Below are 11789 nucleotides of genomic sequence, written 5' to 3' on the forward strand. Positions count from 1 at the left end.
TGGCAGAGCGGCGATCGGGACAATGCCGCCTTCCTTGCCGTGGCAAAACTTGCACTGCTCATTCCATGCCTGCCTTCCAAAAGAAAATCCCCGTCCAGTTTCCTTGGACGGGGATTTCTTCCTGGCATTACCCGGAATTGGATTGCCTTCGTCAGCCAACCCACTTGCGCGCATTGCGGAACATGCGCATCCACGGTGAATATTCGCCCCATCCGTCCGGATGCCACGAATGCTGCACGGAGCGGAACACGCGTTCCGCATGCGGCATCATGACCGTGAACCGGCCGTCCGGCGTCGTCACGGAGGTGATCCCCTGCGGCGAACCATTCGGATTGAACGGATAGGCTTCGGTCGCCTGGCCCTTGTTATCGATCCAGCGCATCGCGACAAGTGCCTGGCTGATGTCGCCCGTCTGCGAGAAGTCGGCAAAACCTTCGCCATGCGCCACAGCGATCGGGGTCTGCGTACCCGCCATGCCCGCGAAGAAGATCGACGGCGACTCCCCCACCTCGACCATGGCGAAACGCCCCTCGAACTGCTCCGACTTGTTGCGCGTAAACTTCGGCCATGCATGGGCGCCGGGGATGATGGACTTGAGGTTGCTCATCATCTGGCAGCCGTTGCAGATGCCCAGCGCGAACGTGTCGCCGCGGTTGAAGAATCCGGAGAACTGCTCGGCCAGCTTGGCATTGAACAGGACGGTCTTGGCCCAGCCCTCGCCGGCGCCCAGCACGTCGCCATAGGAGAAACCGCCGACGGCGATGAATCCCTTGAAATCATCCAGCCGCGCACGGCCGGCGATCAGGTCGCTCATGTGAACGTCGACGGCGGCGAAGCCGGACTTGTGCATTACGTACGCTGTCTCGACATGCGAATTGACGCCCTGCTCGCGCAGGATCGCCACCTTCGGCTTCGCCCCGGTAGAAATGTACGGTGCGGCGATATCCTGCTGCGGATCGAAGGTCAGCTTCGGCGTCATGCCGGGATCGGACGTGTCGAGGATGCGGTCGTATTCCGCGTCGGCACAGGCCGGGTTGTCGCGCAGGCGCGCGATGCGCCAGCTTGTCTCGCTCCACAAACGCTGCAGCTCGACACGCTGCTGGCTGAAAACAACCTTCGCATCGCGCGTGAACTCGACCGCATCGCGGTCATTGAGCTTGCCGATGATGTGGCTGCACGCGCCAAGGTTGAACGAACGCAGCACGTTCATCACCTCCGACTTCTGGTCGGCACGCACCTGGATTACAGCACCAAGCTCTTCGCTGAACAGAGCGCGCAGCGTCATGTCATTGCGCCGCTCGGCGATCTGGCCGGCCCAGTTCTTTGCCTCGCCCGAATCGGAGGAGTGCTCGCCTTCCATGGTCAGGATGTCGAGGTTGACCGAGACGCCGGTGCGGCCGGCGAATGACATCTCGCACAGCGTCGCAAACAGGCCGCCATCCGAACGGTCGTGATAGGCGAGCAGCTTGCGCTCGGAGTTGAGCTGCTGGATGGCCTTGAAGAAGGCCTTGAGGTCTTCCGGGCTGTCCACGTCGGGCACGTCATTGCCGATCTGCTGCATCACCTGCGTCAGCGCGGATGCGCCCATGCGGTTCTTGCCGCGTCCGAGGTCGATCAGGATGAGCGCGGTTTCGCCCAGGTCCTTGCGCAGTTGCGGCGTGAGCGACAGGCGCACGTCCGGCACCGGCGCAAATGCGGACACGATCAGCGACACCGGCGAGACGACTTCCTTGCTGCCTTCGGCGTCCTTCCACGTCGTACGCATCGACAGGGAATCCTTGCCCACCGGGATGCTGACGCCCAGTGCCGGGCACAGCTCCATGCCGACCGCTTTCACTGTGTCGAACAGGGCTGCATCCTGGCCGGGCTGGCCGCACGCCGCCATCCAGTTGGCGGACAGCTTGATGTCGGAGATATCGGCGATCGGCGCGGCGGCAATATTCGTGATCGCTTCGCCGACTGCCATGCGCCCGGAGGCGGCGGCATTGACCACGGCCAGCGGCGTGCGCTCGCCCATGGCCATCGCTTCGCCGCGATAACCTTCAAAGCTCATTGCCGTGACCGCGCAATCGGCCACCGGCACCTGCCACGGACCGACCATCTGGTCGCGCACGGAAGTCGCGCCGACCGTGCGGTCGCCGATGGTGATCAGGAAGGATTTGTCGGCCACGGTCGGCAGGCGCAGGACGCGCTGGGCAGCGTCCTCCAGCTCGATGCCGGTGAGGTCGACAGCGGGGAAATCGTTGGCGACATGCTCCACGTCGCGGTGCATCTTCGGCGGCTTGCCCAGCAGGACATCCATCGGCATGTCGACCGGATTGTTGTCGTGTTCGGGGTCGATCACCTTCAGCTGGCGCTCTTCGGTCGCCGTACCGATAACCGCGAACGGCGAGCGCTCGCGTTCGCACAGGAACTGGAACAGCGGCAGGCTTTCCGGCGCGATGGCCAGCACATAGCGTTCCTGCGATTCGTTGCTCCAGATTTCCTTCGGCGCCATGCCGCTTTCTTCCAGCGGCACTTTGCGCAGGTCGAAAATTGCACCACGCTTGGCGTCATTCGTGATTTCGGGGAAGGCGTTGGACAGGCCCCCCGCGCCGACATCATGGATGGAGAGAATCGGATTGTCGTCACCCATTGCCCAGCAGGCATTGATGACTTCCTGCGCACGGCGCTCCATCTCCGGATTGCCGCGCTGCACGGAATCGAAGTCGAGGTCGGCCGTATTGGTGCCGGTTGCCATCGAGGATGCGGCACTGCCGCCCATGCCGATGCGCATGCCCGGACCGCCAAGCTGGATCAGCAGGCTGCCGACGGGCAGGTCATGCTTCTTCGTATGCTTGGCCGAGATGTTGCCCATGCCGCCGGCGATCATGATCGGCTTGTGATAACCGTAGACCTTTCCGGCAACCTTCTGTTCGTAGGTGCGGAAATAGCCGCCGAGGTTCGGGCGCCCGAACTCATTGTTGAATGCCGCGCCACCGATGGGCCCGTCGATCATGATCTGCAGGGGCGATGCAATGCGGTCGGGCTTGCCATAGATGCCGGATTGCCCGTGATTTTCGCGCTGTGCGACCGGTTCGGTCGCATCGCGCGCGTTTTCCCACGGCTGCACGGAATGCGTCAGCATCAGGTTGGAGACGGTGAAGCCCGTCAGACCCGCCTTGGGCTTCGCGCCGCGGCCGGTCGCGCCTTCGTCGCGGATTTCGCCACCGGCGCCGGTCGACGCACCGGGGAACGGCGAAATCGCCGTCGGGTGGTTGTGCGTCTCGACCTTCATCAGGATATGGGTGAGCTCTTCCTTCTCCTCGTACACGTTGCCGTTCTTCGCACCGTTCGGGAAGAAGCGCATCACCGACGCGCCTTCGATGATGGAGGAGTTGTCGCTGTAAGCCACCACCGTGCCCTTGGGATTGAGCTGGTGGGTATTCTTGATCATCGCGAACAGCGACTTGTCCTGCGCGACGCCGTCAATGGTCCAGTCCGCGTTGAAAATCTTGTGGCGGCAATGTTCGCTGTTGGCCTGTGCGAACATCATCAGCTCGACGTCGGTCGGGTTCCGCCTTGCCTGGGTGAAGGCATTGAGCAGGTAGTCGATTTCGTCTTCCGACAACGCGAGGCCGAGCTCGGTGTTGGCTGTGACCAGCGCGCTCCTGCCACCGGCGAGGACATCGACGAATTCCAGCGGCTTGGCATCGAGTTCGCGGAACAAGCCTGCCGCATCATTCGCATTGCGCAGGACCGTCTCTGTCATCCGGTCATGCAGCAAGGCAGCGACTTCCTGCACCGCCGCCTCCGACAGCTTCTTCGCACCGCCAAGCAGGCCGGTCTTGAGCTGCACGTGGTAGGACACGCCGCGCTCGACGCGCTTGATGTGCGTCATGCCGCAGTTGTGGACGATATCGGTCGCCTTGCTCGCCCACGGAGAAATCGTGCCGAAGCGAGGAATGACCACGAATTCGTCGCCGTCCGCCGATGCCGTGAAGGGCTCGCCATAGGTGAGCAGCGCGTTCAGGCGTCCGATGTCGTCCTGGCTCGGTGCGTTTGCCGCATCGACGAAATGGAGGAAGCGTCCGGTAACCCCGATGATAGCGGGCTCGACTGCTTGCAATTGTGACAAAAGACGCTGGGTACGGAAGGCAGACAGGGCATTGGAGCCCGGCAGAATCAACATGGCGGCAAGAGAATTGATGCAGCGCGGCCGTGGAATGGCACGGCGTGGTTGCAGGTTAAATCGGAAACCGTGATTATACCGCGATGCCGCATCATGGCAGCTTGTCAATGTACCCACGGCGCTTCGTGACATTTCGCCCTGTATGCTATTGTTGACGAGCCACCTCCACCTCAAGATCAACCGTATTCCGCATGAATCCGCTGACCGCAAAATCGATCCCGGCCCTCGACCGCTACTCCCGTTATTCGCTGGTGGAAGTCAGCCTGGACGAGGCGCAAAAATATCCTGCGGTGTTCACCCGCCTCTATCCCGAAGCCGCACGCGCCGCCGGGGAGCATGCCGACAGCATGCGGGCTGCTGGCGTCGAAATCTCGCCGCTTGCCGGCCTCCCCGTGTCGATCAAGGACCTGGTCGATATCGCAGGCGAAACGACGCTTGCCGGGTCGACAGTGCTAAGCGATTCGCCTCCGGCAAAATCCGATGCACCGGTCGTCAAGCGCCTGCGCATTGCCGGGGCCGCCATCATCGGCAAGACGAACATGACGGAGTTCGCCTACTCCGGCGTCGGCCTCAATCCGCACTACGGCACACCGGCCAATCCGGCCGACACCTCCGTCGCCCGCATCCCGGGCGGGTCGTCCTCGGGGGCCGCCGTATCCGTCGCGACCGGCCTGTGCGTGGCAGCCATCGGCTCCGATACCGGCGGTTCGATCCGCATTCCCGCGGCGCTTTGCGGCATCGTCGGATTCAAACCGACGGCTCGCCGAGTCCCGACTGCCGGCACCGTGCCGTTGTCCACGACGCTCGACACGATCTGCGCCATGACGCGCTCCGTGGATGACTGCATCCTGGTCGACGGCATCATTGCCAATACCGCCCTGTCGATTCCCGACCTGCCGCTGGCCGGGCTGCGCCTCGCGGTTCCGCAAACGGCCATGCTCGACGGCCTAGACCCGCATGTCGCCGAATCATTCTCCTCCGCGTTGTCCCGGCTGTCCGCCGCAGGTGCGAAGATCGTCGACGCGCCTTTCGGGCTGCTTGCGGAAGCGTCCAGCCTCAATCGCTTTTCCGGCCCGGAATCTTTCTCGTGGCACCGGGGCCTGCTGTCCACCCGCGAGGCGGAATACGACTTCCGCGTGGCCAAGCGCATCAAGATGGGCGAATCGATGAGTGCTGCCGACTACATCGACATGCACCGCAATCGCCGCGACTGGATTGCGCGCATGGAAGAAGCCCTCGGCCCGTTCGATTCGCTGATCATGCCGACCGTGCCGATGGTGGCGCCGCCAATCGCCGAACTCGAGGAATCGGAGGATGCCTTCTTCAAGGCGAACGGCCTGTTGTTGCGCAATCCATCCACCATCAATCTCCTCGATGGCTGCGCCGTTTCCCTGCCCTGCCATGCAGAGGGAACGCTGCCCGTCGGCCTGATGGTGGCAGGACCGGCCATGTCCGACCGCAAGATCCTCGCCGTTGCACGCGCCATCGAGCACACGCTGCAGCCGAGATAAAAAATGCACCGCCTGCCCCGCGCCTCTGTGCGCTTTCTCGCTGCCTTGGCCCTCGCGCTCGCGCCGCTTTCCGCAAGCTTTGCCGCCCCTCAGTGCAGCCGCGACATACCCGTCAACGCGACGTGCGAAATTGCACTCTCCGCCCTCCGGCCTACCCAGCCCGCAGTCGGCATGATCCAGGTAGAGGAACGCGCGGCGCGCATGGCGGGCGAAACCGATTTCGTTCGCTATACGGCCAGACGCCCCATTCCAGTCGTGGAAGGCCCCGACGGAAGCTTTTATCTCACCGACAGTCACCATCTCGCAAGCGTCCTCGTACGGGCCGGTGCCCAACGCGCCACGGCCCAGGTGATTGGCCGTTTCGACAATCCTGCGACCTTCTGGCAAGAGATGCAGGCCAGGCGCTGGGTCTACCTGTTCGATCCGAAGGGCAATCCCATCCAGCCGTCCGCACTGCCCAGGCGGCTCACGGATCTCGCCGATGACCCGTATCGTGCGCTTGCCGGATACGCCCAGGATGCCGGCTATTACCGCAAGACCGACGCCTACTTCATGGAATTCCACTGGGCACGTTATTTCGGCAGCAGCATGGGCTGGCGACCCATCGACCGGCTCAATCTCCTGGAAGCCTTGCAGGCCGCCGAGGCGCTTGCATGCCAGCCGGAAGCACGGGAGCTCCCTGGCTATCCCGGTCCCTGCAAGCATTGATCCGCATGACGGATGCCGCATCGGCCGCCGTCGAATAAAATTACGCCGTTGAACTAGAAATATGTCCGGCGGTCTACGATTCCTTGACCCGGGCGAACATCGCCTGCCCGCATTCCGGCTTATCCTCTCGTTCATGCATCCTTGTACTGCAACTGCAGTCAACAGCAATCAGGTTATTCAGTGACACAAAAACAAATAGCAGTGGTCGGTGGCGGCGTTGTCGGCGTCTGTACCGCGTACTTCCTTGCGGAAGCGGGGCATGACGTCGTTGTCATCGAACGGCACCAGAATGTCGCCCAGGAGGCGAGCTTTGCCCATGGCGGCATGGTCGCCCCGGGCTATGCTGCTCCCTGGGCCGCTCCGGGCATGCCGAAAAAAATCCTCTCCCACCTCTTTCGCTCCGAGGCGCCGGTCACGCTGAAGCCGACCCTGGACCGCACGATGTGGAACTGGGTGCGCCGCTGGATGGCGGAGTGCGAACTGGAGCGTTACCGCATCAACCGCTCGCGCATGCAGCGCCTCGCGCTCTACAGCCGCGACATCCTCCGCCAGATGCGCGACTATTACCAGATCGATTATGAGCAAACCCAGGGGTTGTTGCAGCTATTCCGGACAGAAAAGGATCGCCAGCTCGCAGAGCCGGGCATTGAACTCCTGGCGGAGAACGGATTGCCGCACCAGCTCCTCGATGCGGACGGCGTGCGCACGATCGAACCGGCACTTGCATCCGGCACGCCGCTGGCCGGCGGCATCTATCTTCCCCAGGATGAGGCAGGCAACTGCCCGCTGTTCACCAAGCGCCTCAAACAGATCGCCAGTTCCATCGGTGTGCAGTTCCACTTCACGAGTACCGTGCACGCCATCGAAACCGAGTCGCGAGGCGTCGCCCTGCAGATCGACGAAGGCCGCTACCCTGCCGATGCCGTGGTCGTCGCCGCCGGCATCGACAGCGCCGACCTGCTCAAGCCGCTGGGCATCCATGTGCCGATGTATCCGGTGAAAGGCTATTCAGCTACCGCACAAATCAAGAACTTCGACCAGGCGCCGCAGGCTGCAGTGGTGGACGAGGCATACCGGGTCGCCATTACGCGCCTGGGAGGACGCGTCCGGATTGCGGGTACCGCTGAGCTCGGTGCTCGCTCCAACGAGCTGCGCGACCGTGCGCTGCGCACGCTGCTCAAGGTCGGCAGCGACTGGTTTCCCGACGCCGCCAATTATTCGCAGGCCAATTTCTGGACCGGCGTACGGCCGATGCTGCCGGACGGACCACCCCTCATCGGCGCGACGCCTGTCCGCAATGTATTCGTCAACATCGGGCATGGTTCCAACGGCTGGACCATGGCTGCAGGCTCGGGCAAGGTGCTCGCGGATATCGTGTCCGGCTATGCGCCCGACATCGACATGGACGGGCTGACACTGTCGCGTTATGGATAGGGTCGACTGCGCCGTCGTCGGCGCCGGCGTCGTCGGCCTTGCGATCGCAAGGGAGCTTGCACGCAAGGGCCGGGATGTCATCGTGATCGAACGGCATCCGTCGATCGGCATGGAAACAAGTTCGCGCAACAGCGAAGTCATCCACGCCGGCCTGTACTACCCGACCGGCAGCCTCAAGGCTCGCCTGTGCGTGCAAGGACGTGACGCTCTCTATGCCTACTGCGATGCGAATGGCATCGCATATCGGCGCTGCGGAAAACTCGTGGTTGCCACCTCGGACCAGCAGATCACGAAGCTCACTGCCATCCTCGCGCAGGCACAGGCCAACGGCTGCACCGAGGTCAGCTGGCTCGATGGCGAAAGCACCAGGGCAATGGAACCCTCGCTTTCCTGCGTTGCCGCCCTGCACTCTCCCAATACCGGCATCATCGATACCCATGCCTACATGCTCGCGTTGCAGGGCGACGCCGAAAATGCGGGTGCCGTTTTTGCAATGGACAGCAAAGTGGTGTCGGGACGACTGACGGATGCAGGCGTCGTCATGCAGGTCCAGACCGGAGAAGGCGAAGAAACCGAGCTGGAGGCTGCCACGCTCGTCAACTGCGGGGGGCTGTGGGCACCGCGCCTTGCCAGCACAATCGAAGGACTGGACCCGGCATCCATCCCCGGGGCCCATTTTGCAAAAGGCAATTACTATTCGCTCGCAGGCAAGGCGCCGTTTTCGCGCCTGATCTATCCCGTGCCCGAACCGGGAGGCCTCGGTGTGCACCTCACCCTCGACATGGGCGGCCAGGCGCGATTCGGCCCGGATGTCGAATGGCTTTCACCGTCGCAGGAAGATATCGACTACAGCGTCGATCCGGCCCGCGCCGCATCCTTCTACCGCGAGATCCGCGCCTATTGGCCGGACCTCGGCGATGGCGCATTGCAGCCGGCCTATTCCGGCGTGCGTCCGAAAATCACACCACCCGGCGCGCCAGCCGCCGACTTCCTGTTTGCCTCGCACGGCAGCCCGCACTACCTCGGTCTATACGGCATCGAATCGCCGGGCTTGACCGCATCGCTCGCGATTGCGGCGCATGCGGCTGCCCTGCTCGGCAAATAGCATCAGGAAGCGACCAGGAAATCGATCACGATTTCGCCCGGCTCGCGCTTGACGTAGGCCATCTTGATGCGAGGTCCGAAATAATTGTCGATCTGTGCGAGCAAGGGCAAGGGATCGTGGTCATTGCAGAAGCGCATCGTTTCCCCCGGTTCGAGGGCATCGAGCGCACCGAAAATCGCCGCATGGCGGAAACGCTTCGCGATACCACGCGCGTCGAACGGGTAAATGCCTTCAGAAACAAGCGGACGGGAACAATCGTGTGACATGCCAGACTCCTTGGGTTGAATAATTTGAAAATGCACGCTTTAGGACAAGCGGATTTAACATTCATAATAAATGAATCTTTAATCCCGAGCAACGAAAACCGAGACATTTCCGCGACATCCGGCGACTTGGCATAAAATCCATTGACGCTCACCGAACACCCGCTCCCCATGTCCGCTCAGACCGCGCTCTACACCGTTTCCGAGATCCGCGAGATCGAACAGGCCTGCATTCCCGTCCTGCCAGAAGGAACACTGATGCAGCGCGCCGGCAAGGCAGCCGCGCAATTCGCGCTTGGTCTTCTGGCCAACGCCTCTGCCGGAACACGCATCCTCGCATTTGCCGGTCCGGGCAATAATGGCGGCGATGCAGTGGAAGCAGCGCGTCTTCTCGCGGAACACGGACTGGATGTGACCGTGCTGCTGTGTGCCGATCCTGCACGCCTGCCCGTCGATGCGCGCCAAGTGCTGGAGCGCGCGCGCAACAGTCCCCTGCACATCGTCGACGCGGCAACCGCATTGCCCGAAGCGATGGGCCCATGCGACCTTGCGATCGACGGTCTGTTCGGCATTGGCCTTGCGCGGCCGATTGCCGGCATTCACCGCCATCTCGTCGAACGCATCAACGCCCTGCCCTGCCCCGTGCTCGCCCTGGATGTCCCGAGCGGACTCGACGCCGACACAGGAGCAATCATCGGCGATGACGGCATAGCGGTGCGTGCTACCCATACCATCACCTTTATCGCAGACAAGCCAGGCCTCCACACGCTGTACGGACGCGACTGCGCAGGCCACGTCCACGTAGCGGGACTGGACATCGACGCCGGCCGCTTCAATCCGGCCCGCATGCACCTGAATTCGGTAGAGGCCTTTTCCAGTTTTTTGAAAAAGCGACCGCATCATTCCCACAAAGGGAGCTTCGGCGACGTCATCATTGTCGGTGGCGCCCCGGGAATGGCTGGCGCGCCCATCCTCGCTGCCAGGGCTGCCGCCAAATGCGGCGCCGGGCGGGTATATGCCGCCTTTATCGGCGATCCCCCCTCTTACGACAGCGTGCAGCCGGAATTGATGTGCCGCGCGGCCGCAACGATGGAATTCGGCTCCGGCGCACTGGTTGCCGGACCTGGCATGGGCACATCGCGTGAAGCGAATGATGTATTGGCAAGAGCCCTGCTTGGCTCGGGACCGCTGGTGGCCGATGCAGACGCACTGAACCTGATCGCTGCTGAACCCGGCCTGCAATCCCGGATGGCCGAACGAATGGGGCCGACGATCATCACACCGCATCCGCTTGAAGCCGCACGGCTCCTCGGCTCGACGACGCACGAAGTGCAATCGGACCGCCTGCAGTCGGCGCGCGAGCTTGCCCGCCGCTTCCACGCTGTTGTCGTCCTCAAGGGTTCCGGCACCATCATCGCGCGGCAGGATGGCGAAATCGCCGTTAACACGACCGGCAATCCGGCACTGGCGACGGCAGGCACCGGTGACGTGCTTGCAGGGATCTGCGGCGCCCTGCTGGCGCAAGGTATCCCGGCATGGAATACCGCACTGGCCGCCACATGGCTGCACGGACAAGCGGCCGATACACTGGTACGGCAAGGTGCCGGTCCCATCGGACTCACGGCAAGCGAACTGATCCCCGCGGTGCGCACAATCTTGAACCAGCTTACGGAAGCGCATGCCGACAGCCACACCCCGCGCTAAGCTCTGGCTCGGCATCGCCTGCCTTGTACTCGGACAATGGACGCTTTCCCTGCTCGATACGGCGGGAAAGCTGCTGGCCCAATCCGGCTACCACGTCGTCATGATCGCGTGGATGCGGTATTCGCTGAATACGCTACTGATGGCCGCCGTCCTCGCGCCGCACTTTTACCGCAGGTACGGCCACAGCATCCTCCGGACGCGAAGGCCGGGACTGCAACTCTTCCGGGCAACACTCCTGCTCCTGTCCACCGTCGTCTTCTTTTCGGTGCTGAAGATCGTTCCGCTCTCCGAAGGCACGGCGATGAACTTCTGCGCCCCGCTGTTCGTGCTCGCCATCTCGCCCTGGCTGCTCAAGGAAAAGTCGTATGCTTCGCGCTGGGTCGCGGTTGCAGTCGGGTTTACCGGCATGCTGATCGTCATGCGGCCGGGCGGAAGCATTGTCCCCGTCGGCGTGATGCTCGGCCTCCTCTCAGCGCTGATCTTTGCCGCCGTGGTCGTCCTCACGCGCAAGACCAACCAGTTCGACCATCCGATGGTGACGCTGTTCTACGGCGGACTGGTGGGAATGGTCATCAGCACTGCCATCGTTCCCATCTTCTGGACGCCACATGTTCCGTCCACGACCGAATGGCTGATCCTTGCGTCGACAGGCATCACCAGCACGATCGGCCATCTGCTGGTGAACAGCGCCTATAAACACGCCGAAGCCTCGCTCCTCGCACCGTACGCCTACCTCCAGATCATTTCGGCAACGACAATGGGATGGCTGGTCTTCGGTCAGTTGCCGGACAGTCTGACTGCTGTAGGGATTGGAATCATCTGCGCCGGCGGCGTGGGAATCGCCTATGTCGAGCATCGACGCGTTCACGCCGACGCCCCGCCTTCACATTGAC

General features: G+C 62.8%; 8 protein-coding genes. 6 read left to right on the top strand and 2 right to left on the bottom strand.

The genetic code is table 11. The features are described 5' to 3' along the window. Nucleotides 1–151: 151 nt before the first annotated feature. On the bottom strand, nt 152–4171 hold the full coding sequence (gene purL, locus AC3WOY_RS01200) for a phosphoribosylformylglycinamidine synthase (RefSeq protein ID WP_492420508.1): 4020 nt from the start codon (nt 4169–4171) through the stop codon (nt 152–154). Nucleotides 4172–4362: 191 nt separating this feature from the next. Here purL and AC3WOY_RS01205 point away from each other — a divergent pair, with 191 nt between their 5' ends. The 4 genes from AC3WOY_RS01205 to AC3WOY_RS01220 all read left to right on the top strand — a co-directional run bounded on the left by AC3WOY_RS01205 (nt 4363) and on the right by AC3WOY_RS01220 (nt 8929). Further along, entirely contained in the window at nt 4363–5682 is a 1320-nt protein-coding gene (locus AC3WOY_RS01205) for an amidase (RefSeq protein WP_492420510.1), read from the top strand. Between the two features lie 3 nt (nt 5683–5685). Then, nucleotides 5686–6390, top strand: a complete 705-nt coding sequence (locus tag AC3WOY_RS01210) for a ParB-like protein (RefSeq protein WP_492420511.1) — start codon at nt 5686–5688, stop codon at nt 6388–6390. Between the two features lie 180 nt (nt 6391–6570). Beyond that, complete coding sequence (locus tag AC3WOY_RS01215; RefSeq protein WP_492420513.1) at nt 6571–7824, top strand: D-amino acid dehydrogenase; 1254 nt, start codon at nt 6571–6573, stop codon at nt 7822–7824. Beyond that, nucleotides 7817–8929: an NAD(P)/FAD-dependent oxidoreductase gene (locus tag AC3WOY_RS01220; protein ID WP_492420514.1), complete on the top strand. Its 1113-nt coding sequence runs from the start codon at nt 7817–7819 to the stop codon at nt 8927–8929. The genes AC3WOY_RS01215 and AC3WOY_RS01220 overlap by 8 nt, the downstream gene beginning before the upstream one ends. 2 nt (nt 8930–8931) lie before the next feature. Here AC3WOY_RS01220 and AC3WOY_RS01225 read toward each other — a convergent pair whose 3' ends face one another. Then, a complete protein-coding gene (locus AC3WOY_RS01225; RefSeq protein ID WP_492420516.1) occupies nt 8932–9195 on the bottom strand; it encodes a DUF2249 domain-containing protein in 264 nt (87 codons plus the stop codon). A 168-nt stretch (nt 9196–9363) separates the two neighbouring features. Between AC3WOY_RS01225 and AC3WOY_RS01230 the strand changes: the two genes are divergently transcribed. Continuing rightward, entirely contained in the window at nt 9364–10896 is a 1533-nt protein-coding gene (locus AC3WOY_RS01230) for an NAD(P)H-hydrate dehydratase (protein WP_492420517.1), read from the top strand. Next, nucleotides 10871–11788, top strand: a complete 918-nt coding sequence (locus tag AC3WOY_RS01235; protein WP_492420519.1) for a DMT family transporter — start codon at nt 10871–10873, stop codon at nt 11786–11788. Before AC3WOY_RS01230 ends, AC3WOY_RS01235 begins: the two co-directional genes overlap by 26 nt. Nucleotide 11789: the final 1 nt, after the last annotated feature.

This window comes from Noviherbaspirillum sp. FW303-A3, from assembly GCF_058788695.1.